At 46.3% G+C, this 24,675-nt stretch carries 16 protein-coding genes; 3 read left to right on the top strand and 13 right to left on the bottom strand.

Annotation, left to right across the window (positions count from 1 at the left end; genetic code table 11):
- Nucleotides 1-51 precede the first annotated feature (51 nt).
- Nucleotides 52-711 carry a protein-L-isoaspartate(D-aspartate) O-methyltransferase gene (locus ABD031_RS16055; protein ID WP_343853280.1) on the bottom strand — a complete coding sequence of 220 codons (660 nt, stop codon included), beginning with the start codon at nucleotides 709-711 and terminating at the stop codon, nucleotides 52-54.
- Nucleotides 712-819: 108 nt separating this feature from the next.
- On the opposite strand from ABD031_RS16055, the gene ABD031_RS16060 reads away from it, so the two are divergent.
- A complete protein-coding gene (locus ABD031_RS16060; protein WP_343853282.1) occupies nucleotides 820-1,407 on the top strand; it encodes a riboflavin synthase in 588 nt (195 codons plus the stop codon).
- 81 nt (nucleotides 1,408-1,488) lie between these two features.
- On the opposite strand, the gene ABD031_RS16065 is transcribed toward ABD031_RS16060, so the two are convergent.
- The 4 genes from ABD031_RS16065 to ABD031_RS16080 form a co-directional block, all read right to left on the bottom strand.
- Complete coding sequence (locus ABD031_RS16065) at nucleotides 1,489-2,598, bottom strand: formylglycine-generating enzyme family protein (RefSeq protein WP_343853284.1); 1,110 nt, start codon at nucleotides 2,596-2,598, stop codon at nucleotides 1,489-1,491.
- A 54-nt stretch (nucleotides 2,599-2,652) separates the two neighbouring features.
- The gene (locus ABD031_RS16070; protein WP_343853286.1) at nucleotides 2,653-3,660 is read right to left on the bottom strand and encodes a hypothetical protein; all 1,008 of its coding nucleotides are present in this window, start codon (nucleotides 3,658-3,660) and stop codon (nucleotides 2,653-2,655) included.
- 448 nt (nucleotides 3,661-4,108) lie between these two features.
- Complete coding sequence (locus ABD031_RS16075) at nucleotides 4,109-4,651, bottom strand: ferritin (protein ID WP_343853288.1); 543 nt, start codon at nucleotides 4,649-4,651, stop codon at nucleotides 4,109-4,111.
- A 215-nt stretch (nucleotides 4,652-4,866) separates the two neighbouring features.
- Nucleotides 4,867-7,083: a tetratricopeptide repeat protein gene (locus tag ABD031_RS16080; protein WP_343853290.1), complete on the bottom strand. Its 2,217-nt coding sequence runs from the start codon at nucleotides 7,081-7,083 to the stop codon at nucleotides 4,867-4,869.
- A 155-nt stretch (nucleotides 7,084-7,238) separates the two neighbouring features.
- Between ABD031_RS16080 and ABD031_RS16085 the strand changes: the two genes are divergently transcribed.
- Nucleotides 7,239-9,785, top strand: a complete 2,547-nt coding sequence (locus ABD031_RS16085; RefSeq protein ID WP_343853292.1) for a family 20 glycosylhydrolase — start codon at nucleotides 7,239-7,241, stop codon at nucleotides 9,783-9,785.
- Nucleotides 9,786-10,270: 485 nt separating this feature from the next.
- Here the strand turns inward: ABD031_RS16085 and ABD031_RS16090 are convergent, their stop codons facing one another.
- The 4 genes from ABD031_RS16090 to uxaC all read right to left on the bottom strand — a co-directional run bounded on the left by ABD031_RS16090 (nucleotide 10,271) and on the right by uxaC (nucleotide 14,546).
- Entirely contained in the window at nucleotides 10,271-10,879 is a 609-nt protein-coding gene (locus tag ABD031_RS16090; protein WP_343853294.1) for an O-methyltransferase, read from the bottom strand.
- Between the two features lie 109 nt (nucleotides 10,880-10,988).
- Entirely contained in the window at nucleotides 10,989-12,164 is a 1,176-nt protein-coding gene (gene uxuA, locus ABD031_RS16095) for a mannonate dehydratase (RefSeq protein WP_343853296.1), read from the bottom strand.
- 121 nt (nucleotides 12,165-12,285) lie between these two features.
- The gene (locus tag ABD031_RS16100) at nucleotides 12,286-13,107 is read right to left on the bottom strand and encodes an SDR family oxidoreductase (RefSeq protein ID WP_343853298.1); all 822 of its coding nucleotides are present in this window, start codon (nucleotides 13,105-13,107) and stop codon (nucleotides 12,286-12,288) included.
- Nucleotides 13,107-14,546 carry a glucuronate isomerase gene (gene uxaC / locus ABD031_RS16105; protein WP_343853300.1) on the bottom strand — a complete coding sequence of 480 codons (1,440 nt, stop codon included), beginning with the start codon at nucleotides 14,544-14,546 and terminating at the stop codon, nucleotides 13,107-13,109. The genes ABD031_RS16100 and uxaC overlap by 1 nt, the downstream gene beginning before the upstream one ends.
- A gap of 182 nt (nucleotides 14,547-14,728) precedes the next feature.
- On the opposite strand from uxaC, the gene ABD031_RS16110 reads away from it, so the two are divergent.
- Nucleotides 14,729-15,757: a LacI family DNA-binding transcriptional regulator gene (locus ABD031_RS16110; RefSeq protein ID WP_343853302.1), complete on the top strand. Its 1,029-nt coding sequence runs from the start codon at nucleotides 14,729-14,731 to the stop codon at nucleotides 15,755-15,757.
- A gap of 78 nt (nucleotides 15,758-15,835) precedes the next feature.
- On the opposite strand, the gene ABD031_RS16115 is transcribed toward ABD031_RS16110, so the two are convergent.
- The 4 genes from ABD031_RS16115 to ABD031_RS16130 form a co-directional block, all read right to left on the bottom strand.
- Nucleotides 15,836-17,506: a RagB/SusD family nutrient uptake outer membrane protein gene (locus ABD031_RS16115; protein WP_343853304.1), complete on the bottom strand. Its 1,671-nt coding sequence runs from the start codon at nucleotides 17,504-17,506 to the stop codon at nucleotides 15,836-15,838.
- Between the two features lie 6 nt (nucleotides 17,507-17,512).
- Nucleotides 17,513-20,530, bottom strand: coding sequence for a SusC/RagA family TonB-linked outer membrane protein (locus ABD031_RS16120; RefSeq protein ID WP_343853306.1), 3,018 nt, complete (start codon nucleotides 20,528-20,530; stop codon nucleotides 17,513-17,515).
- A gap of 954 nt (nucleotides 20,531-21,484) precedes the next feature.
- Entirely contained in the window at nucleotides 21,485-22,840 is a 1,356-nt protein-coding gene (locus ABD031_RS16125; protein ID WP_343853308.1) for a Gfo/Idh/MocA family protein, read from the bottom strand.
- Between the two features lie 6 nt (nucleotides 22,841-22,846).
- Nucleotides 22,847-24,229, bottom strand: a complete 1,383-nt coding sequence (locus ABD031_RS16130; protein WP_343853310.1) for a 3-keto-disaccharide hydrolase — start codon at nucleotides 24,227-24,229, stop codon at nucleotides 22,847-22,849.
- Nucleotides 24,230-24,675: the final 446 nt, after the last annotated feature.

A 24,675-nucleotide genomic window follows, 5' to 3' on the forward strand; every position in this document is an offset into this window, starting at 1 on the left:
ATCCGATCCTAAACTAGCGCCTTGCTACTTTGGACTTCCAGTCCTCAGTCCTCAACGGTTCCACCCATCTTTTCCCAACAAGGGGACAAAAGCAAAGTCTTCGAATTCTTCTCTGACAATGTCTTTTGCAGACTTCTTGGTGATCCTCACCATCGCTTGCCGCCTGCGATCCCCGACGGGGATGACGAGGATTCCGCCCACTTTCAATTGCTGAATCAAAGCTTCCGGCACTACAGGGGCACCTGCCGTAACGATTATTTTGTCATAAGGGGCAAACTGCGGCAGTCCACCCGTGCCATCTCCATAAAAGAGGTGCATCTCGATTCCGAGCCTGTTTAGAAAACGTTGTGTTCCTTCGAAGAGCTTCTTTTGATACTCGATTGTAAACACTTCCGCCCCTAAAAGGTGTAGAATACTTCCCTGATAACCCGACCCGGTACCGATTTCTAGGATTTTGTCGCCTGTATTTACATCGAGAAGCTCGGTCTGAAATGCTACCGTGTAGGGCTGCGAAATGGTCTGACCTTCTCCGATAGGAAAAGCCTTGTCTTCATAGGCATGCGAGATTAGTGCCGTGTCAAAGAAAAAATGCCGGGGCAAAGCGTTAATTGCGTCCAAAACCTTTTCGCTAGTGATACCTTTTAACCGGAGCTCGGCCACCAACGCGCGTCGTTTTCCTTTGTGGAGGTAAGTATCTTCGAGTTTTAGCATGCTTGTTGGGTTACCGCACCCGAAGATAAATGAATATTTACCTTACTTTGAACCCGGAAAGCCATTTTTTGCTTATCCGATTGATCTATCGAAGTTTAAATTTAAGGTATGTTTACTGGAATTATTGAGTCTTTTGGTGTTATCGAAAAAATCACCATCGAGGGTAGCAATGTGCATTTTGATTTGGGTTCCGCACTGACGTCGGAGCTCAAGATCGACCAATCTCTTGCGCATGATGGAGTCTGCTTGACCGTAGTGGCTGTGAATCAAGACCGATATCGGGTCACGGCTATCGATGAGACAATCCAAAAAACAAATCTCTCCGGATGGAAGGTCGGTAAAAAAGTAAATCTGGAACGCTGCATGCCCGCCAATGGGCGATTTGACGGACACATTGTGCAAGGTCACGTGGACCAGACCGGAGTAATTAAAAACATCAGCGATCAAAATGGTTCTTGGCTTTTTGATCTGGAATATGAGCAAACTGCCGGCAATGTCACCGTAGAAAAAGGTTCCATCACGATCAACGGTACCAGCTTGACTTGCTTCAAATCAGGGCCGGGGAGATTTTCCGTCGCCATCATTCCCTATACCTATGAGTTCACCAATTTCCATCAACTCCAAATTGACGATCTCGTCAATTTGGAGTTTGATATCGTGGGAAAATACATCGCTAGGATGCTGAAGGGATATTGAGAGTTTGCTGGTTTTTCCAGTCATCTCGACGACAGGAGAGGTAATGGGTTCGACTTCCTGCCAACTGAGGCTGAAGACTGATCACTTGTTCATGCCCATTGCTTTTGACTCTGGATCTTTGACCAGTCTGAAACCAAGATTGGAAGTACCTGAATCATAGGCAGTACCTTGTCTAGCCGATGGACGGTAGTTTACGCAATAGTTGGCCGCGCAGAGGAAGGAGCCGCCTTTCATGACTCGCTCCATCGCATAGGGGTTGTCTGGATTGTAGCAAGGATTCATGTTTGCGTCCAGTTTTGGTGCTTCTCCTGCCAGTCTCGCCAGCTTGAGCGCATCGTACCAATCAGAGGTGAGTTCCCAGACATTTCCGATCATGTCATAGAGGCCGAATGCATTGGGAGCAAATGAGCCCACAGGAGCCGCACCTAAGTAGCCGTCTTTACCTTCATTTTCGTGAGGGAACACACCCTGAAACGTATTGGCGAGGTATTGTCCGTTGGGGTTCATCTCATCACCCCAGGCAAAACGCTTTCCATTCACTCCGCCACGAGCTGCAAATTCCCATTCAAATTCGGTAGGAAGCCGCTTGTCGGCCCATGTGGCATAGGCTTGGGCATCTTCAAAGGAAACCTGTACCACCGGATAGTTTTCTTTTCCCTTGATGTCGCTCTCTGGCCCGTCAGGATGTCTCCAGTTGGCGCCATTGACCCAGCTCCACCAAAGCGAGATGTCTTGGGTCGGGACGGGGTAGGGCGGAGGAGTGAAAACCATCGCGCCGGGAACCAAAACCAAGTCTTCCGGCTTTGGCGTTCCAGGAGGAAGTTGCTTTTTGAGTTCCTCCCACTCAGGTTTACGTTCAGCTACGGTGACGTATCCCGTCGCGTCCACGAACTGAGCAAACTCGGCATTGGTGACTTCACGAGTGTCCATCCAGAATCCGGCAACCTCTACTTCCACAGCGGGTTTTTCGGCTGGGTAGGCGTCGGCCTCGTTGGTGCCCATGGTGAATTTTCCCCCAGGGATCCAGGCCATTCCTGGTTCTTTTTGAGGTGGTTCTGGCTGGGAAAAAGTTATTGCGCTGCTGCTTTGGGTGACAGACTTTTCGGACTCTTTGGGAGAATCGCAGGAGAAAAGCATTCCCAAGGAAGCCGAAGCAAGACACAACACTTTAACTGTGGTAGGGTTTTTCATACCTGAAATTTATATCAAAAAGAGTTTTCAGTCCTATTAAATGGCTAAATTCTGTCAAACTTCCACCAAACACAGTTTTGATTCTACTTTTTTGCGAAGCTTGTTAAAAAACTGCTTCCGTTCCTTTTCCCCGGTTCCGCTGATCAGGGAGGATCTTTTCATGAGGTTTTCGAGGTTTTTAAACATGGATTCGTTGAAGTTTTTGTCGGTCGAACCGATGAAGTACATCACACTGTGATTGAGGTAGGTGATTTTGGTTTCACCCAATTCTGCCATGAAGGTATTGTCGCCAAGCACGATTTCATTCAAGTACATTTTATACTCGGCGCTATCCTCAGTAGGTGCGTGTCCAAATATTGATTTTTTGCCTGTTTCGGCCATTTTCTCTAAATGGTCGATCACTTCGAGTACGCAGTTGTATAGAAATATCGTGTCTTTGGCTTGTTTGATCAGGCCCATTTCGTGGTAAACTTCGATTTGCCGAAGAGTGGTATTCAGGCCCTCTTCATTCCAGATTTCCGACGTGGGCACACGATTGTATACTTTGATTGTGCGCAGAGTGATTTCACGGTATTTTTCGAAGTGATTGTCTTCGATGGAAAATTTGGAGTGTTTAAGGCTTTCAAAAAGTAAGATGGATTTCATCCAAAAAAAGAATTTGAAGCCTGCCAGCGCCGGGTGATAATAGTGATGAAAAGGCGGCATGTCTTTGACCAGAAAATAGACATGCTTGTGACTGAAGCTGTTAACTAGGTTGAGTTGGGACTGGACATCTTCCATCCACTGCATAAAGCTATCCTCTCGGTAGGAATTGGTTTTGCCTTGGAACAGGATCGAGTTGGAATCCATGCTGAAAAACCTATCAAGTGAGATGTTGTATTTGTGACAGAGCGTTCTCAGTTCTTCGAAATCGAGCAGCTTTTCACCTCTGATTCTCCGGTATGCACTGTCCATGCTCAGATTGAGTGTTTCGGCAACTTCATCCACCAAGGAAGAATAGGAGGGGATCGTTGATTTTAGATTTAGGAAAAACTGCGCCTGAATCGAAGAAGAAATCGTCATAGTCGGTGAATGATCTTTATTTTGTGCTCTCAAAAATGAAATTCAATGTATAAAAAGTCATAAAAATATTCAATAACGAATAGAATAAAATTTTGAATGGATTGAATATCAATTAAGTTTATTTTGATTTTAACTAAATAATCAAAATAAAACGAATAAAAGAAAAGATTGGCTTTAGGTTGGATTGAATTTTTTCAAGTTTGTATAGTGTAGCGCAGAATTGGGGCAAGAGAAAAAATCACCTCCCTGTAATTGGATGTATTTCAGTTTTTTGAAATAATGTTCTGATTTGAGGCATTGGTGTAAAGTGTTGGCCCCTGTTCCTTGGGACACGAACCGGAGCGCAGTTTGATAGGCACAGTGACTGGGCTTGGAGGGCGCAAATCAAAAATCCCCAAAAACCTATTCGGAATTGGGGATTAATGATTTCAGGAAGTTCAGTTGAGCCTTATTCTCCAGTGGCAGCCGCAGCATGCAGCTTACCCAGTTCCTGATCGATCGTCCAGAGACCGACTCCTTCTACTCCGATGATTTCAAACAGCTCTAGCGCTCTTCTCGACATGGTTTCTTCCTCTCGCTGCTCGGTCACATACCACTGCATAAAGCTGAACGTTGCGAAGTCTTTTACCGAAAAGGCATGATCAACGATGCTGTTGATCGACTTGGTCACCTTGATCTCATGCTCTAGGATCAACTCAAATACCTCACGGAGTGAATTGAAATTGTGACGAACTCCTGTGATCTCCGGCTGGATGGCATGACCACCGGCTTCGTTGATGTACTGGAAGATTTTCATCATGTGCATACGCTCTTCATCCGCATGGGTATAGAGGTATTTGGCAGCATTGGCATAGCCCATCATATGGCACCACGAAGCCATCGAGAGATAGTAGGCGGAAGATTTTCCTTCCATTTCGACCTGTTGGTTAAGTAGGCCTTCTGTATCGGGGAGCAAAGAACGCTGTAGCGTTACGATTTCTTTTTGTTTCATCTGTTTACAAATTGTTTTTTAAAGGTCAGACGGAATCTCGCATGATTAGTATTTATTCATAGTATGACTTTTATAGCCGTGCTCGATTTCATAGTCGTTTGTGAATGTTACTTTAAACTTAACCAAATAACCCCTCATTGCATTCCCGAGTGGCCCAAATCGCAGTGAATTTAGAATTGATTTAAATTCTTTGATGTTCAACACTGAGCTGGAAATCACTGACTTCTTTCAAGCGAATTTCCGATAAATCCTTCATTTATTTCTCGAATATCTTTTTGAAGCTGATAAAGGATTTTGGCGTATTTGGGGTCTTTCTTAAAGTCTGAAAAAATCGGATTGAACTCAGTAAAAAAGTAATCTCTCCAGCCCCTTTCGTAGGCCATTTGAAGGTACTTTAGGGATTCTTCGAACTGATCTTTTATGGCATAAGCATTGGCCAGCTCAAGTGGTAGATAATAATCTTCATAACCCTGATCGATTGCGTTTTTCTTTACCAGGATGCTTTCATTTAGAATTGAATCGGCTTGGAGTGACTTCCCTTTTAGCTTCAGTAAGTAGGAATATGCGATCGGAACAGAGCTGTACCGGGGATATGCTCCTCCCTCAAAACCTTGCATCACCTGTTCGAATGATTGAAATGCAGAGTCCATCTCGTGGCTATAAAAATAAATAAACCCCAACTCCTTATAGCCAACGTAATCCATCTTTTTAATCCTCTCGGCTAAGAACAAAGCAGAATCAGCTTTCCCTTCCTGTATATAAGTAAAGGCTTTTAACTCATGGGTTGCCGGCACTTCATTTCGATCCAGTGATCGGTCAAACCAAAGATGAGCTTCCTGATAATTTCCCAAGATTTTGTAAATCCAACCTAAGTTTTGATAAGGAGTGTAGGAATTTGGGCCAAGATTCAAAGATTTGGTTTGGAGATCAATGGCTTTCACCAAATTTCCTTGGGCAAATTCTACAGAAGCCAAGTTTCCAATCGCATCACTTAGATTGGGATAAAAAGAGAGTGCTGTTTCAAATGAATTTTTCGCATTGATATATTGACCCAAATCATAGTATACCATACCCCGGGCACCAAAAGCTTCTGCGAGCTTGGGTTCTAATTGGAGTGCTTTCTGACTCATCTTCAAACTCAGATCATACCAGGGGCCATTCGGATCGTCGAAAGCAATTTGAAAGTAGACTTTTGCCAACAAAGTATAGGCAAGTGCATAGTTTGGATCCAAATTGATTGCAGATTTCAAAAGAACTTCTGCTTCAGAAAATAGTGTGGGGTCTTCAAAAGCCTCATTGTATAACCGTTTGGCTTTGAACAGTAGGTCATAAGCCTCAGCGTTGGTTGTTTCTCCTTTTCCGATTTGGACGGCCTCTTCCGCAGTAAGTCTCGCATCTAAAATCCTCGCAATTTCCCTCGCAATTTCATTTTGCAACAGAGTAAGGTCAGTGCCCTCGCGGGTGTATTCATCGGTCCAGATATTCTTGTTCTCCTTTACATCTATCAATTGCAATTTAAATCGATAGCCTTGATTTAATTGTTGAACGATGCCTTTGAGTATCGTATTCACTCCAAGCACTTCTGCGATTGAATCCAGTGGCGAGTTCAGATTTTTGAAGCCCGACATTGTGCCATAAGAGATCGTTTTGATCGAGTTGATTTTTGAGATCTGACCAATAAGATTTTCTGTCAAGCCCTCTGTGAAATAATCTAATTCGGCGTTTTCATCCAAAAGTTCAAAAGGAAACACAGCCACTGATTTCTCTTTTTTCCATGTTGTGTCTCCCCAGTAGATCGAATAGATCAAAGCTCCAAATAGGACGATTATAGCCGCAATGCCTGATCGGTATTTCCAGGGACTTCCCTCCTGATACTTGATGTTGCCCAGGACTTCGGATCGCTTAGGAATAGCCAAGGGAGGATTGGTCAAGGCATAGAGCTCTAACGTGTGATCGACATTTTTCAACTCAAAGCCTCCCAATTTGACTGTCTGGAAAGCTTGATATTGGTAGGTTTCCTTACAGACTTTCTCGGAAAAAACGATGCTGCTTGGAATGCCGACGCTTTGAATTCTAGACGCGACATTGACGGCATCGCCGAAGATATCTCCGTGGTCAAAGATGACCTCTCCGGACTGCAAGCCAATTCGGAGTTGGTATTGGCCATGTGCTATGCAACGTTTTTGCACTTCCAAGCTCGCGTGAAGCGCATCGATAGCGGAGTCGAAAACAGCCAATATCCCGTCGCCCAACTCCTTGATCAATTTTCCACGGAAGTTGGCTAGGACTTCCTGGTGAATGCGGAGGTTTTCCCTCATAAGTTCAAAGGCTGCATTTTCATCCTTACCCATCAGCCGAGTGTACCCGACGATATCTGAAAAATATACTGTGGACGGTTTGCGTTTTAGCTCAGCCTGCATAAAAGTGTTCACTTCAAGCAGATTTGTACGTTGATTCTGCTCTTTTAAGCTAAGTATTTTCGATTAAGGATAAAAATAAGTCAAGCGATCAGCTAGCCTGTTTTCGGTTTTTTGGGGTATTTTTCACGACTCACCATGACTTGTTGAGTTATACAAACAATCATTTGATGAAAAGACCTTTTCTAACTCTATTCCTGCTTTTGCTGTGTATCGTGTCTTCGCAAGCCCAAGTGACTGCCTCTTGGCAATTGCTTGAAAATAATTTTAAGGATGAGGGCTACTACCGTGCTGAACTGGCACTGACGAATACCTCCGGTAAACCTATTGATGCGGGTTGGAAACTCTACTTCAATACGGTTTTCATTCCCGTGCCTGCTACGGTTGAAAATCCCGGAATAACGATTACCCACCTTCAAGGAGATTTTTTTGTGCTAGAGGGAACAGAAAAAACACCTGCATTGGGAGTTGGAGAGGAAATTCGAATAGAATACCGATCTGAGGAACCTTACCTTAAGAATTCCTATGCGCCTGAAGCCTTGATTTTCCTGAATCCAAACGGCAGTCACTTTGAACTGAAAGACTACCAAGTCAAAAGCTTTACCACAGATCAGCTGGCGGAAATGACAACGGGGACTCCATTGCCAATTCCGATTGCTTCAGAGCTTTACCAACGAAATGAGGGGCTGAGCTTGCTTCCTAAGAGTGACCTTCCTCCCTTTCTCCCAACTCCCAAGTCCTGGAGATACACCGGAGAAACGCTAAAAATCACGAATGCGGAATTGGCCGTGGTTGGTGCTCCCGAATTTGCTAAGGAATCCACATTTCTGTTGGAGTCGATCAACAACAGCTACAAACCAAAAGTGAACGCCGCCGAGACCCCGATCCAGATTAGATTGGAGAAGGATTCGACGCTTCCTGATGAGGGATACAAAATCAAGATTTCGGATCGAAACGTATCAATCACCGCCTCCAAGCCCAAGGGAGCATTTCATGGGGTGCAGTCCTTTTTGGCTTTGATGCCCGCAGACTTTTGGAAAGGGCAAAAGGATGAGTTGACGCTGCCACAGCTCGAGATTGAAGACTTTCCAGCCTACGGTTACCGGGGATTCTTCTTGGATGTCGCGCGCAATTTTCAGCCTAAATCCCAGATTTTGAAGATTTTGGACATGATGTCCTTTTACAAGCTCAATGTATTCCACTTCAATATGGTCAATGACGAAGGCTGGAGACTCGAGATTCCGGGACTTCCGGAGTTGACTGAGTTTGGTGGCAGAAGAGGTTTTTCTGAAAACGAGACCGAGTTTCTTTGGCCTTACTACGGCTCCGGGGCTGATCCCAAAACCAGCCAGACTGGTACAGGTTTTTACACGGTAAAGGAATTCCAGGAGATCTTGACTTATGCCAAGGCACGAAACATTGAGGTAATTCCTGAATTCGGCGTGCCAGCGCATTCCCGAGCTGCTATACGCGCGATGGAAAAACGTTATCAGACCTTTTTGAAAGCGGGGAAAACGGAAGAAGCGCTTCAGTATCGCTTGGCAGAAGACAACGATCAAAGCAAGTATCTTTCTGCACAAAATTTCAAAGGAAACACGGCCTGCGTATGCCAAGAGTCGACTTATACTTTTTATGAAAAGTTGGTGGTAGAGGTAAAAACCATGTTTGAGGAAGTAGAAGTTCCGCTAAAAAACTGGCATACGGGAGGAGATGAAGTGCCACGTGGTGTTTGGACAGAATCTCCGCTTTGCAAAGACTTTGTGGCGAGAAACCCAGAATATAAGATCGCCGATCTGAACGATTATTTCAGATACCGAGCGGCACAGATCCTGAAGAAATACGATTTGGAAATGGGCGGTTGGGAAGAGATCGGCCAGACCCATGAAGGGGAAGTGATCACACCGAACATGAAATTTGCAGATCAAAACTGGAGACTTTATGCATGGAATGCCGTTGCAGGTTGGGGAGGAGAGGACATGGCCTACAAGCTGGCCAATGCCGGCTATCCGGTGGTCATCTGCTCCAGTGCCAACTTCTATTTTGACCTGGCTTACGATTGGGATCCCAATGAACGGGGACACACCTGGAGTGGCGTGACCGATATCTATCAGTCTTGGAAGACCGTACCGGGCAAGCTTTATCTTTCCCATGATCTCACCATCGAAGGCAAAGAATGGAACTGGGAAGCTGTTGCCAAAAACTTCACACAGCTCACACCTGAAGGCAAAAACAACATCATTGGAGTGTCGGGTCAGGTTTGGACCGAGACGATCACCAGTCCTGAAATGCTGGAATATTACATTTTCCCAAAGATGCTCGGCTACATTGAGCGTGCCTGGGTCGGAGATCCGAGCTGGTCAGATGCCAAAACAGAGGCTGAGATGAAGACTCAGCGAACACAGCAATTCGACGTCTTTGCCAATGCGGTGGGACAGAACGAAATTCCAAAACTGGAGGCGATGTTTGGCGGCTTCAATCACCGGGTACCCAAGCCCGGCGCAGTGGAAAAGAACGGCATGATCTACGCCAATGTGCAGACTCCGGGACTTATCATCCGCTACACACAGGACGGCTCCGATCCGACGGTAAACTCTCCAATCTATACTAAAGCGATCCCTAAAAAAGGCGGCGAGAAGTTCCGCGTCTTTACGCAATCGGGCGCCTTCGGTCAGGTGTTGGAGCTGGAAGGAACGCAGATAGACCGACGGCAGAAGTAAGTTGCGTCTTCAGAGGTCTATATTCAATTTACTTCTCCGCCTTGGTCAGACTGAGTCTTGAAAACTCGGAAATGATCAAAACGGAGATCACGGTACATTGTCACCTTGAGCGAAGTCGAAAGGTAATGTTTCGAATCTCAGTTTAGAAAGCTCGATACCGGCATCATTCCGAAGATATATCCATCAATAGTGGGAGTGTCAAAGCAGTGGTGCGATAGGAAGAACTTCCTCATGAGGTAGTTAACTCGAAAACAGGGGACAACTGGAATGTAGAATGCCGGCAAACTAAATTCTTGAAATCCTGGATTTTGAATAGCAACAAGTCCGCTGTTTGACGAAGACAGCGAGCTTGTTTTTTTGAGAATTGAGAGACTTGTCGGGTCAGAGGGGGTATTGGGAAGTTTTTTTAACCGCCCATTATTGCATTGGCGGATAGTCACAGAAAGATTGCTTTTCCGGAGGAAAAATCGGAATCGCAATGGCAGTTAATACTTGCGGGTGGCGATGATGATCCCCGTAGACCAGTTGAGTTTGGTGAGATTCAGGTTGGGCATGGAATCCAACTTTTCTACAAATTTTTCGGCTTTTTCTGCGTGTCCATCTGGCCAGTTGTCTTGAGGAAGCATGTCGTCGACGATGTAGAGTCCGCCAATGGTAAGCATCTCCAAGACTTCATCCAGCAGAAGGTATTTGCCGTGCCAGGTGTCGGCAAATATGTAGTCAAAACTTTTCCCCCTGTTGGATTTAACCCACTTTTCACCATCGATCAGCTCCAGGTTCAGACGCGGATCCTCGCCAAGAAAAGCGCTTGCAATAGATAAGAACTGCTCGTCAAAATCGATGGAAATCAGGCTGGAATTCCGATCCATTCCCTCAAGAATCCAAGCCGTGGACATTCCCGTTCCCGTGCCCAATTCTAGAAACTTGCCCTTTGGCTTGTTGCCTGCCAAAGTTCTGAGTAGGCTCCCGGTTGCAAGATCAGAGGCCATGGTAAAACCGTTGTCGATTGTCGCCTTGTGAATTTCGGCGTAAAATTTGGGCAAAGGGGAGAAATCTGTCGTCATAAAATCGTTTTTCTGGATAAAAAAATCCACTTGAAATTGATCAAGTGGATCTCGTGGCAAGAAGATAGGCGAGGGAATTGCAAATTCCAATATTGCGCCTGTCAATTGCTATCGGCAGACGAAACTTCCGTCTTTTGTCTCAACTCTTTTTTACCCAAAGCAATGCTTCTTCTACGCCTCGGATTTCGGCGAGACCTTTCAATCGGCCAATTGCAGAATAGCCCGGATTGGTCTTTTTGTTTAAGTCGTCGAGCATTTGATGGCCATGGTCGGGTCGCATTGGAATACTTTTACCAAGTCTATTCTGAACTTCGATGATTTCATTGATGACGGCCACCATAGGGACATTTCCTTCGAGGTGATTGTCTTCATAGAAATCACCGTTTTTGTCTCTTTTGGTGCTGCGCAAGTGAATGAAATGGATGCGGTCGCCAAACTCTTTGACCATCGCCGGAAGTTCATTGTCAGCCCTTACACCATACGATCCGGTACAGAAGGTCAGTCCGTTGTGATGACTTGGAGTTTCGGAAAGAATCCTTCGCGCATCGGATGCGGTGCTGACGACCCTGGGAAGTCCGTAAAGCGAGAAAGGAGGATCATCAGGGTGGATGCATAAAAACACGCCAACTTCCTCAGCCACCGGAGTGATGGCATCCAAGAAAAGGCGGAGATGGTTTGCCAATTTCTGCGCGTCGATGCCTTCGTATGTTTTCAGCATAGCTCGGAACTCGTCCATCGTATAGCCGATCTCAGATCCGGGAAGTCCCTTGAGAATATTGTCGATGATCAGCTGCTTTGCGTCTGGAGTCAAGCCTTCGTAGTAGGTTTTTATTTCCGCAACTTCTTCGGTTGAATACTCATTTCTAGCTTCCGGTCGCTGCAGGATGAAAAGGTCGAAAGCCTGAACCGCCTTTTTCTCATAGTACAAGGCTTTGGCTCCATTTTCCAACTCATATTCCAGATTTGTGCGAGTCCAGTCAAGGATAGGCATGAAGTTGTAACATACGATATGTACACCTTCGGCAGCCAGGTTTTTTAGCGTCTCTTTGTAGTTTTCGATGATCTGAAGGTAGTCGCCAGTGCGGGTTTTGATCACCTCGTGTACAGGGACAGACTCCACAACTGACCAAGTCAGACCAGCGTCTTCGATCACCTTTTTACGGGTCTTAATCTCCTCACGGCTCCAAACCTCACCGTTGGGAATATGATGCAGCGCAGAGACTATGCCGGTGGCGCCGGACTGCCGGATATCTCTCAGGCTAACAGGGTCGTTTGGGCCATACCAGCGCATGGTTTGCTCCATTTTGATGCTCATGGAAATAGGGTTATTGGTTAAAAGGTTTTTTTGTTTTTGAAGTTATTGGTCACTAAGCTAAATATTAAAGTTTGATCCAGGATCACGGCAATAAATTAACAACTAGCCTAAGACCTTTTTTTTACACTCCAGAATACGCGCTGAAACCGCCATCAACTGGAATGATGGTCCCTGAGACGAAAGCCGAGGCATCGCTGCAAAGCCATTGCAAGGCGCCCAGCAAATCTTCGGGTTTCCCAAACCGGTTCATCGGTGTATGAGTGAGGATTTGATTGCCTCGCTGGGTCAAGCTGCCATCTGTTTCGGTCAGCAAAGTCCGGTTTTGCTCGGTAAGGAAGAATCCCGGTGCGATCGCATTGACTCTGAATTCCGGGCCGTGTTTTTGCGCCAGCTCGACGGAAAGCCATTTGGTAAGGTTGTCGATCGCAGCTTTGGCTGAGGCATAGCCCATCACCCGGGTCATAGGTCTGGATGCGGCCATAGAGCTGATGTTGAGGATATTGCCTTTACCCTGTTTTAGCATCAATGGTAGCAAAGCCTTGATGGGTAGGACGGTTCCCAGGTAGTTCAAATCCATCACTTTGCGTAGGGATTGGGTGTCCAGATCCAAGAAACTCTGATCGGGTCTCACCACTGCGCCTGGCATATTGCCGCCTGCAGAGTTGATCAAGACGTCTACCCGGCCATGATCGGATTCGATGGTTTTGGCGGTTTTGACGAGGGCTTCTTCGTCTGTGACGTCAACGATATATCCCCAAGCTTTTCCTCCGGCAGTGGTAACGTCGGAGACAAGTTCGTCTACTTTTTCTGGAGTGCGACCCAAGATTAACAATTCGGCTTCTGCAGCGGCCAGGTGTAGTGCCATGGTCTTACCCAATACGCCGGTGGCGCCTGAAAAAGCAATTTTCTTTCCCGTCAGGGAAAACAAATTCGGAGTACTCATTAAAGCTTGTAATTAGAAGGGGAGAAATCGAAATAGTTTTTGGCGTTATAATAGCAAATGTCTGAGACGAGATGTCCGAGCCATTTTTCATCCCAGGGGAGTTCGCCATTTTTGACGTCCTGACCAATGAGGTTACACAGGATTCGGCGAAAGTACTCGTGTCGGGGGAACGATAGAAAGCTTCTCGAATCGGTCAACATGCCGATAAAGCAGCTAATCAGCCCCATGTTGGAGAGCGTGTTGAGCTGTTTTTCCATCCCGTCTTTTTGATCTAAAAACCACCATCCAGAACCGAACTGGATTTTTCCTTTCACAGAGCCGTCGTTGAAGTTGCCGATCATTGTCGCCAAGACTTCGTTGTCTCGAGGGTTGAGGTTGTAGAGGATAGTTTTGGCTAGCTGGTCCGAGGAATCGAGTTCGTTGAGAAAGGAAGCAATGGCTCTGGCCTGGTCAAAATCTCCGATGGAATCAAAGCCAGTGTCCGGACCAAGGAGGCGTAGCATTCTTGTATTGGTGTTACGCAGAGCGCCAAGGTGAAACTGCTGCACCCAACCTTTGGCATGGTACATCTTACAAAGTTTCTTGAGCACGTTGTACTTGAAATACTCGGTTTCCCCCGGAGTAGCTGGAATGCCGCGAAGAACTTTGACGAGGATTCCCTCTGCCGAAAGCTTGGTTTCGGAGGAATGCACGAGGTTTTCCAAGCCGTGATCCGAAAGTCTACAACCCATCGCGTGGAAGAAATCGACCCGCTTGGCGAGTGCTTCGATCAGGAGGTCAAAGGTAGAAATTTCGAAGCCGACGACATTGCCGAGTTTGATTAGGTAGGCTTTGTAGGCTTCTGGATTTTCGATGGCGAAGGATTTATCTGGACGAAAAGCAGGGTAGAGCTTTACCTTTCCGTTTTGCTCAAAATAATCCCTGTGATCTGTCAAAGGGTCAGCAGGATCGTCTGTAGAGCAGACTACTTCGACATTCATTTTTTCCAAAAGGCCCCGGGCACGGAACTCGTCCTTTTGCAGTAATTCCGTGGTGTGGAGGTAGATCTCTGTGGCATTGGTTGATGTCAATAGTTCATCGACACCGAAGTAACGCTTCAATTCGAGGTGAGTCCAATGATACAGCGGATTCCTCATGGTATAAGGTACGGCGTTTGCCCACTTGTCAAATTTTTCCGTATCAGAGGCATCTCCGGTGATGTATTTCTCCGGTATACCCAGCGTGCGCATCGCTCGCCATTTGTAGTGATCGCCAGCCAGCCAGATCTTGCTGATATTCTCAAATTTTCTGTTTTGGGAAATTTCAGCAGGCGGGAGGTGATTGTGGTAGTCGATGATCGGAAGATCTTTGGCGTAATCGTGGTAAAGGATTCTCGCGAAGTCGGAGTGTAATAGGAAGTCTTCGGTCAGGAATGAATTTTGGGTTTGAACAGGTATCATGTGTAAGGTGGAAGGGCTAGGCAGTTAATGAATTCGTAGGTTGAATTTACCCTGAAATACTGCCTTGACCCCATTGAAAATACGGAAACGATTGCGAAATGACTTAACTGGAATAATTTCTTTAATTTAAGGCCACGGAATCAGTTTCGTCAACCCAAAGAACAATAAATCTACCCTTACCCATGAGTACTGGAGTCAACCTGAAAGAGCTTGCAGCTGAATTAAAGCTTTCTCCATCGACCGTTTCCCGAGCGCTGAATGATAGCTATGAGATCAGCGAAGCGACCAAGAAAAAAGTCGTCAGCATGGCCGAAAAACTCAATTATCAGCCCAATCCTTTTGCTCGTAGTTTGAGGGAAAATAAAAGCAAGACCATTGCGGTGGTCATGCCGGAGCGGATGAGTAACTTTTTCTCAAAGGTGATCGACGGGATCGAAGAAGTCACTCATCAGCATGGTTACCATCTGTTGATCTACAGTACCCACGAGGATGTGGAGCGGGAGAAAAAAATACTGAACCTGCTGATGAACGGGCGCGCGGATGCTATCGTGATGTCGGTTTCCAGTCAAACCAGCGATATCTCGCATTTGGCGAGGTTGCATGAAAGAGGTGTCCCTCTGATATTTTTTGACCGGATATGCGAGAGCATCCCGACTACCAAGTTCATCACCAACGACTATGAGAGTTCCTTTGAAGGCACCCGGCATCTGATTCAACAGGGATGTAGAAAAATAGCCTTTCTGATGCTATCCAAGGAACTGTCCATCACCCGAGAGCGATACCGTGGTTACTTAGATGCGTTGAAGGCGGCGGGGCTTTCACCCACTCCCTCCCTGCAGGTGACCTGTGCGCATGAGGAGGAGAAAAACGTCGAAGCCATCCGCAACATGCTTCTGTCGGAAGATCGACCGGACGGATTGGTCTCTTCGGTGGAGAAACTGGCCTTGGCGACCTACCATGCGGTCAAGAAGACTGACATCAAGATTCCGGAAGACCTGAAGATCATCAGTTTCTTTTCCAATTTAAGTATAGCAGGGCTCCTGACTCCTCCACTGACGACGATCACGCAGCCCGCCTTTACGATCGGGGAGGAATGTGCCAAGCTCCTCATTAAAAAGCTTACCAAACCCCGACAGCCGGATCTACCCAATCAGATCATCAGCATTCCCTCAAGTATCACGATCAGATCCTCTACGGTGGTTGATTATTGATAGGTTTTGATTTTCTTCTTAAGCAAAAAAACAGGCTCCGAATTTCGGAGCCTGTTTTGTTATGTAAGTAAGTGGAGATTAATATCCGGGGTTTTGAGGGAAGCCGCTTGCTTCGCCCTCGGCACGGTCAATCTGATTCTGAGGAATCGGTCTCAACGCGTGATAGGCTTGAATATTTGGTGCGCCCTCTGGATTGTACATCTTCACTCGGTCGATGAGAATACCCCATCTCTTGAGATCCAACCAGCGAGTTTGCTCACCCATAAGTTCTCTGCCTCTTTCCTCGGTGATGAAATCAAACGTCAGTTGTGCAGCAGTAATCTCCATCGCAGCTTCTTTACCTGAGAATGCAGCCCTTCTTCTGACCTTGTTAATGTTAGCAGTAGCATCTGCAATCTTGCCTTGGCGGAATTGAGCTTCGGCGAGTAGGAGGTAGGTATCGGCCAATCGCATTGCGATATAGTCTCTTCCGCCTTCAAACTGGGTTCTATCTACTCTTCCTGGATCCAAGTGTTTTTTCAAGGAAGGAAAAATACGTTCTGTGTACATTTCCGGAGTCATGACTTGGTACGGCTTTTTGGCTCTTTCTGCCGCAGACATGTTGTAGCCTGGGAGCCAAATTGTGGTGTCTCCCTGCGCAAATGTCACCGTAGCTTTGGATTTGTCGAAGGTCGTATTGTAGGTTCCTGGCTTGTTGGATTTGAAGTGATCGACGAAAGTCTTTTTGTATCTCGAGTCATTCACCCTGTCAGCAAAGATCGTGTTCAAGGTATAGTTTGTTGACTTGTATCGCTTGAACGGACGGCCGTTTTCAGTGTCACGCTGCATGCCTGGCTGTACATCGTATTCCATCAAATAAAACACGTGCGAATTGTTTCCGCCGCCGTTGGTCAATGGATCTCGGGTATATTGGATAGCATAGACCACTTCGTTGTTCATTTCGTTACCAAATGCATGCACGTTGGCAAAGTCGGGTAACAAGATGAAGCCGTAGTTATTGATTACACTTTGGAGCAGAGGCTCGGCTTTTGCGAAGTCGGAAGGGTCAGCTGCTTCAGAGGTACCCTTGGTGATATAGACTCTGCCCAAGAGGTGCTCCGCTGCCGGGCGAGTTGCTCTACCGTAGTCAGCTGACTTGTTTTTTGCCTCCAAATCAGGGATGGCTTCGGTCAGATCCTGGATGATTGCCGCATAGATTTGAGCTACCGAAGCTCTCGAAACTTGTTTGGTAGGGACTTTAGTCTCCGAAAGTTGCAAGTCTACTCCTCCAAAAAGCTGCACCAGCAAAAAGTAGTGGTGAGCACGGATAAACTTGGCTTCTGCTCTACGTTGTGCAAGTGTCTGAGCATTCACCCCGGTGATATCTAAAGATCTATCAAGAACTGCGTTACAGGTGTTAATACCAGTATATAAGCCATCCCACAATTCCCGAACGTGGCCGTTTTGAGAATCAAACTGGTTAGTGTAGGTATTCATGAATTTCCACGAACCATCCGCACCGTTGGTGAGGAGATCTGTACCAAATTCGGTGAAGTTGGTTCCACGCTCAGTTCCGTACCACAGTCTCATCGTGCTGTATGCGGCATTGATGCCGTCATTCAAACCTTTTGGCGTGTTGAGGTAATCGTTGCCGATGGCGGAGATTACGTCTTCTTCGAGGTAATCGCTACAAGAAGCCATGGCTGAGAGGCCAAGGATAAGCATAGCTGATTTTGCCCAAGTATGTATATTTAAAGCTAATTTTTTCATCGCTGCTTAGAATTTTGCATTAATACCGAATGTATAAGAAGTGACTGCCGGGCTCACATTGGCATTGGTAGCACCTGCACCAACGCCTTGCTCACCGTCTGTATAAACCTCAGGATCGATACCTTTGTATTTGGATCTGTACTCTGCGAAGATGAACGGCTGCTGAATGCTGGTGAAGATTCTCAAGCTGCTCATACCGATTTTTTTGGCAGCCTCTGGAGCGAAATTGTATCCAAAGTTGATGTTTCTTACTTTGATGAACGTGCCTTCAAAGTATTGCATCGAGCTGGCATATTTCGCACTTTCCTGGTTTACGTTTGGTCTTGGAAAATCATTGGTCGGATTGTTTGGCGTCCAATAATCGATGTCCAAGTTGTTATATCGACCAGCCAGTGAGTTGTTGCCGGTGTGGAATTCTGAACGCATCAGAGATCCAAATCGACCGTAGAGGAAGAAGGAGAAATCGAAGCCCTTGTAATTGAATCTGTTGGTGAAACCCATTGCGAAATCAGGCACTGCCGATCCTAGGAACTGTCTGTCATCAGCGTTGATCTTGTTGTCGCCATTGACGTCTTCGATTCTGATTTCGCCCGGTTTATCGCCGAAAGTAGCTGCAAGATCTTTGTCTTCAGTCTGCCAGATGCCGATTTTTTTCAAATCATAGAATACTGTCAAAGGCTGTCCGATAAATCGACCTGCGGAGATATCATCTCCGTTAGGCAACGAAAGGATTTCCTCCCTGTTTCTGGTGAATATGATGTCAGATGACCAAGTGAAGTCGCCTTTTTCGATGTTCAAGGTAGACAGGGTCAATTCGATACCTCGGTTCTGCGTTTCACCGATGTTGGTGGTGAATCCGCCAAATCCAGTGGAGTTAGGCAGAGGCTGTGGAGCCAAGAGATCAGAGGTAGTGGTGATGTAGTATTCCAAGGAACCGAAGATTCTGCTTTTCCAAAGTGCGAAATCCAAACCAGCGTTGAAAGTCGCTGAGGACTCCCATCTCAGATCGGGGTTGCCGATAGTGGCAGGGAGATAACCATAAGCAGGTGTATTGTCATAGGCGTAGGAAGTACGTCCCAGCAAGGCCTGAGTTTGATAAGGGTTGATCGCTTGGTTACCAATCTCTCCGTAAGACACTCTCAGCTTCAGTTGATCGACGGTCGAAGAGTTTTTCATAAACTCTTCATTTGTGATATTCCAGCCTACAGCGACGGATGGGAAAATACCGTACTTGTTGTTTTCTCCGAATTTGGAGCTACCATCCGCACGAACGGTACCAGTGATTAGGTATTTGTCTTTGTAGGAGTAGTTCAATCTACCCATGAATGACATCAAAGACCATTGCACCAGGCCGGTACCGGCGCCTGTGATCTGAGATGCTGCACCAAGATTGTGATAAAGTTGGGATTCGGCAGGGATACCCAAGGTGCTTACATTGGTGTATTCTTTGTTGTCCCGCTGGATAGACTGCAATGCTGTGAAGTTGAAATTGTGTGCCTCCTTGAGCGTTTTGTTGTAGGTCAGGATATTTTCCAAGGTATAGTTAAAGGCAAATTCTTCACTTACGCTACCTGTGGGAGCACCGCCGCGACGAGCGTTGGTTTGAGATCCGGTGAATCGACCATATCGCTCAATCTGGATGTCCGGGCCAAATACCAAGTTGTATTTCAGGCCAGGGATGATCTCATAGTTCAAGAAGATACTGTTGAAGATTCTATATACTTTCTCAAGGTCGACTTGTGCACCTGGGACGACTTCAGCAAACGGGTTGGTTCTCAATCCATCAGATGTAGGAAGGAAGATCAAGTTTCCTTCGTCGTCGTAAGGCTTACCCAATGGGTTTTCTGCCATAGCACCGCCGATTGGGTTGAAGTTTTCGCCGTTTCGCTCGCTATAGGTGATGAACGTCGAAGTGCCAAATTTGATCTTTTTGGTGATCTCGTGATCGATGTTTGCTCGGAAGGAATATCTCGTGTAATCCTGGTTGATAATTACCCCTTTGTCTTTAAAATAGTTAGCTGACACGAAGAAGGTGGTCTTATCAGAACCTCCGCTGACACCCAGTTGATAGTTTTGGATGGCACCAGTGCGGGTCAGACCATCTACATAGTCCGTGCTTCTTCCCATCGCGATACTTTCCAATTCCACAGGTTCGAAGATTTTCGCATCCGCCTCAGGAGTAGCCGGACCTTCAGGATATCCTTCGCCTGCTCTACGAGACTCTCTTTTGTACTCTGCAAAGCCTTCGCCATCAAATACTTCGACTCTGCCCAATTGCTTGTTAACGCCGGCATAGGAATCGAAGGAAACGACTGTCTTGCCTTTGTTGCCTCTTTTGGTAGTGATCAAGACAACTCCGTTGGAACCTCTGGAGCCGTAGATCGCTGTGGCAGACGCATCCTTCAATACTTCCATGGAAGTGATATCATTAGGATTGAGGTCGTTCATTCCGCCCACGATTGGAATACCGTCAATTACATAGAGCGGTTCGTTGGAGGCGTTGAACGAACGACGACCACGGATACGAACTTGCGGTGCAGAACCTGGCTTAGATCCTGGCTGCGTCACGTCCACTCCAGCAGCACGACCTTGAAGGGCCTGCCGAGCATCTGTGATTGGCAATTCTTGGATTTCCTTAGAACCAACCGAAGAGATTGCTCCGGTCAACTGGCTCTTTTTAACGGTACCATATCCGACTACGACGATTTCTTCGAGGTCAGATAGGTCAGGATTGAGGTTGACATTGATGGTACTTCTATTGCCGATCGACTCCTCTAAGGGAGTGTACCCGATAAATGAAAATACCAGCACGCCTGACGCTGGACCAGAGATGGAATACTTTCCATCTATGTCAGTGGTTGTTCCTTTGGTGGTACCCTTTACGAGGATGGTCACACCCGGTAGGGCTGAGCCAGTTTCATCGTAAACGGTTCCAGCTACTTGGACATCCTGCGCCTGCGTATATCCTACGCTAAGCAACAAGAGCAACACCACCGATAGGTAAGTGTAAAATTTTGTACGCATAGTAAAAGGGGTTATTGTTAAAAGATTGATTTGAGTAAACTGACCAATTTTTGGCTTGGTAATGATAAGCGGAAAAATTTGTCAATTTTCCTTTCGAAAAGGTAGATAGAAGGTATAGGAAGTTCAAAATCAAATCTCTTGTATTTACGAAATCGATTGCACATGAAAAATAGGCTGTTCCGAAATTTCATACGGTTGAATTATTGATATTCAAATAATAATTTAGTTGAATAAAATTAAACGAATAGATCATTTTGTTGTGATATTGCTAATTGACCTATAGAATCAGAGCCCTACTGAACGGGGAAATTTTTGAAAGATCTACCAACTATCTGTACATCTGGGAGGTCAAATAAGAGTAAACCTTAAAATATCTTTGAAAAATTTCAGACACTTTTTAAAAAAAAATACTGCGACCACCGCAATGAATCTAAGGACAAACCAAACTAACAAGGATCCAGATCTTCTAATTTCAGTTCTTCATCTTGCTTGGTACCCCATTGGCTGTGATTGAAACTACCGTGGAATAGTAAATCTGATTTTGGACAAATTACGTGCTCAAGACCGAGCAAAGAATAATCTAAAAGTCAGTGAATCCGTGAGGGAAACTTACCGCATGACAGTATAAGTTCGTTCTATCTTGAATCTTAAATGAAGAGCCTTGAGTAGGGTAGTGGTTTCAGGAATGTTATCGAAAAAGCGCTTTTGAAAATATCGAGAGCTGCCCGGGAACGACGACAACACGCTTGCTTCAGCCTTTAGCGTGTCCGCCAAGAGGCAGCACCGCAAAGAGATTTTTCATACGATCCAACTCGCGAAGAATTTTGAGTTGGCCGAATTTTATGGTGTCTTTGAATCTTCGTTGCAAGACTCAAAGGTTTTAAAAAATAAAACACCTGCATTCGAAACGAAAGCAGGTGTTTGGTAAAAAAGAAAACCAATTATTTATCTCTATCAGACTTTTGGAGGCTCCCAGCCCTTTTCATAATCTCTCTTCCAAAGTGCCTTTCCCTTGCTGGAGTTTTGAATGTGTCCATTTTTCGGATCGCAGATCAACGAATCTCCTGTCCGGCTACTAATATTTGCCAGGTGACAAAGTAAGGTAGATACAGCACCCTCCTCGATGTTGGAGTTTTGCTTTTCCAATCCGCGAACAGCATTGAAGAAGTTGACTACGTGTGTGGTGCTCATGTCTCCGCCACCGCCAAGCTGGGTGCCGCCTTCTGAGCCGCCGCCCATGTTTTCCTTCACCATCTTCCCACTGCGGTCAAATTGCTTGTAACCACCTCGGTCGACATAGACAGAGCCCTCGGTGCCGTAGATGATCGTTCCCCGATCTGATCCATAGGTTTTGTAGGAGTTTCGGCTTTTCCCATCCCATTGGATCACCTTATTGTCACCGAATTTGAAGGTTGCCTCCATGGTATCGTACATCGTCCATCCATCTTCTGCAAAGTGCCGCTTGTCAGCCATGACATTTACCTCACTCGGATATTCTACCTGCAATGCCCAGCGGGCTACGTCCAGTTCATGGGTGGCGTTGTTACCGGTCTCGGCAGTGCCATAGTCCCAGCCGTACCAGTGCCAGTTGTAATCCCAGGTGTCGTGCATGTAAGCTTTGCGCGGAGCGGGACCTTGGAAAAGTTCCCAGTCCAGGCCTGTTGGCGGAGCCTGTTGGATTGGCTTGGGCACTGCACCACGGTTATTGCTATAGAAGGCCTTGGCCATAAATGCTTTGCCAATCGCTCCATTATGTATCGCAGCGATGATTTCTCTACTTTCAGGTGCCGAACGCTGCTGATTTCCCATCTGCACGACCTTGTTGTATTTCTTTTGCAAGGCTATCAGCAACTCACCCTCCCAAGGATTGTGGGAGCAGGGCTTTTCGACATAGACGTGTTTGCCGCGCTCCAATGCCAGCCATGTTCCGGGCGCATGCCAGTGATCCGGCGTGGCGTTGATCAAAACGTCCACATCCTTGTCGTCGAGGACTTTCATGATATTCTGCTCTTGCTTGGGAGCGTAGTTGATGTGCTTTTCAAAAGCCTTTGCTGCCTTGGGCATCTGAGACTGCATCGCATCGCAAAGGTAGAGCAGGTTGACATTGCTGGACGCTAGGCCGATGGGCTCGTAGTATGCGCCTAGTCTGCGCCCCAAACCAGCTATGGCTACATTCAGGCGTTCGTTGGCCCCGATGATTCTGGCATAGGATTTTGCAGAAAAACCAACAGAACCCAAGGCGGAAATACCCAGCGTTGCGGCGGCACTTTTCTTTATAAAATCCCTTCGGTTCTGTTGATTGATCGTCATGTCCGGTTAGTTAAGGGTTTTGATTTTGATGTTTTTGAAGCTCACGTTGTCGCCGTGGTCTTGTAATAGAATGTGTCCTTCAGCGGCTTCGCCAAAGTTTTCCCACTTCTGATATTTGGATCCAGCGACCAGTTCACGGAATTCAGGAGAACCTCTAACGTATTCTACCACTTTCACTCCGTTTAGGTAATGCTCTACGCGGTTGTCAGGATAGACGACCACACGGCCCTTGTTCCACTCGCCGATTGGCTTTATGAATCTCGGCTGCTTGCTGGAAGTGATCAAATCATATAGGGAAGAAAGTGTTCTGTTACCTGCAATGCCCATCTTGGCATCAGGGTGCTTTTCGTCGTCTAACACTTGGTATTCCAAGCCGATAGCTGAGCCTACGTTTCCTTCGGAAAGTGTCACGAAGTATTTCACCCCGCTGTTTGCTCCTTCAGTCAATTTGAAATCAAAGGAGAGGTCAAAAGCGGAATATTTGTCCACAGTAACAATATCTCCAGCATTGGTGGATTCGCTGCCGTCTGTCTTGGCGATGGTTATCATGCCATTGTCGGTAGACCAGCCTGTAGTCGGGAAGGTTTCTGCTTTTGCACTTCTCCAGCCTTCGCTGTTTTGTCCGTTAAAAAGGAGCTTCCAGCCTTTCTCGGTCTCGTGCGCCGTCAGCGTGTTGTCAACCGTGCTTACAACATAGATGTCTTTGCTGAAGGCTTGTGGCTGTAGGTTTTCGGTTTGGACTTTTACGTTTTTGAAATACGTCTTTCTTCCCGCAAATTCATCTTTGACACCGTGTACCTGCAGACCGATAAAACCGGTCTTGTCCATGTCGTCAACCACGTAGGCAACTTCCTGTCCATTGAGCCAGGTTTTGATCTCGTTGCCGATGGCTTCGATTCTGTAGTGATTGTATTCACCCATCTTGAAAGCTGATTTTGCTTCAGGATTCAAATCCAAAGGATACAACCAACCTCTCCGAGCTTCGTCATAGATCCCGCCAGACCAGGCTCTTTCGGAAGGGTCTGCTTCGATCTGATAGCCGAAGACCATTCCCTTGCCTTCTCTTGCGGCAGGGTCAAATTGACCACGGGCCATTACACCTGAGTTAGAAGTTTCGTGCTCTACTTTCAAGTCAAGTTCCAAAATGAAGTCACCGTAAGTTTCTTCAGTGACTAAGAAAGTATTTGGCGAGCCAGCAACTGAAGTACCGATAATCTCTCCATCGACAACCTCAAAGGTTGCTGTACCGGCGATGGCTTTCCAACCAGTCAGGTCTTCTCCGTTAAAGAGATTTGTCCAGCCATCTCCTGCTTCTTGTGCAGGTTTGGAACAGCTGATCAGCAGGGCGCTAGAAAGAAAGAAGAGGCTCTTTCTGAAGGTATATTTCATTTATTTTTTTGGGTTAAGATTTAGGGTAAAATTCCAGATAAATGCCAGCGGGGGCAACCCGTTTGAAATCCAAGTTACGGAATCGATTGCGAGATGTGAAAAGAAAGGGGTAGATGGTATGTGGAAACGGTGATAAAAGTAGTCAGTGGTCAGTCGTAGTCCGCCGGTGTGTCAATATAAGTGGTGACAACATTGTCGCTAGTTGTAACCATCTTCGTTCAACTCTTCTTTAAAAATGGAAATGGCTCAGTGAGTACTTCAATTTTGAAAAGCATCCAGAGTTTACTGAAATAGGTTTGAGGTTCCCTAGACGCCCCTCCTTGCCAAGAGGGCTGAGGAGAGTTGTTTCCTTGGCGACATTCCCATTTTTTTTCTGAAAGTCTGGTTAGCGTATCCCATAGTTGTTCCGTGATATCAGTTTTCGCTAAGGTGTTTCTTTGGAGAAA

Origin of the sequence: Algoriphagus jejuensis (assembly GCF_039523455.1) — a bacterium.
In the GTDB taxonomy this organism is placed as follows: domain Bacteria; phylum Bacteroidota; class Bacteroidia; order Cytophagales; family Cyclobacteriaceae; genus Algoriphagus; species Algoriphagus jejuensis.

What these genes read in the sequence shown, in the direction of transcription:
- ABD031_RS16055 (WP_343853280.1), bottom strand. Translation starts at nt 711, where the DNA reads ATGCTAAAACTCGAAGATACTTACCTCCACAAAGGAAAACGACGCGCG.
- ABD031_RS16060 (WP_343853282.1), top strand. Translation starts at nt 820, where the DNA reads ATGTTTACTGGAATTATTGAGTCTTTTGGTGTTATCGAAAAAATCACC.
- ABD031_RS16065 (WP_343853284.1), bottom strand. Translation starts at nt 2,598, where the DNA reads ATGAAAAACCCTACCACAGTTAAAGTGTTGTGTCTTGCTTCGGCTTCC.
- ABD031_RS16070 (WP_343853286.1), bottom strand. Translation starts at nt 3,660, where the DNA reads ATGACGATTTCTTCTTCGATTCAGGCGCAGTTTTTCCTAAATCTAAAA.
- ABD031_RS16075 (WP_343853288.1), bottom strand. Translation starts at nt 4,651, where the DNA reads ATGAAACAAAAAGAAATCGTAACGCTACAGCGTTCTTTGCTCCCCGAT.
- ABD031_RS16085 (WP_343853292.1), top strand. Translation starts at nt 7,239, where the DNA reads ATGAAAAGACCTTTTCTAACTCTATTCCTGCTTTTGCTGTGTATCGTG.
- uxuA (WP_343853296.1), bottom strand. Translation starts at nt 12,164, where the DNA reads ATGAGCATCAAAATGGAGCAAACCATGCGCTGGTATGGCCCAAACGAC.
- ABD031_RS16100 (WP_343853298.1), bottom strand. Translation starts at nt 13,107, where the DNA reads ATGAGTACTCCGAATTTGTTTTCCCTGACGGGAAAGAAAATTGCTTTT.
- uxaC (WP_343853300.1), bottom strand. Translation starts at nt 14,546, where the DNA reads ATGATACCTGTTCAAACCCAAAATTCATTCCTGACCGAAGACTTCCTA.
- ABD031_RS16110 (WP_343853302.1), top strand. Translation starts at nt 14,729, where the DNA reads ATGAGTACTGGAGTCAACCTGAAAGAGCTTGCAGCTGAATTAAAGCTT.
- ABD031_RS16115 (WP_343853304.1), bottom strand. Translation starts at nt 17,506, where the DNA reads ATGAAAAAATTAGCTTTAAATATACATACTTGGGCAAAATCAGCTATG.
- ABD031_RS16120 (WP_343853306.1), bottom strand. Translation starts at nt 20,530, where the DNA reads ATGCGTACAAAATTTTACACTTACCTATCGGTGGTGTTGCTCTTGTTG.
- ABD031_RS16125 (WP_343853308.1), bottom strand. Translation starts at nt 22,840, where the DNA reads ATGACGATCAATCAACAGAACCGAAGGGATTTTATAAAGAAAAGTGCC.
- ABD031_RS16130 (WP_343853310.1), bottom strand. Translation starts at nt 24,229, where the DNA reads ATGAAATATACCTTCAGAAAGAGCCTCTTCTTTCTTTCTAGCGCCCTG.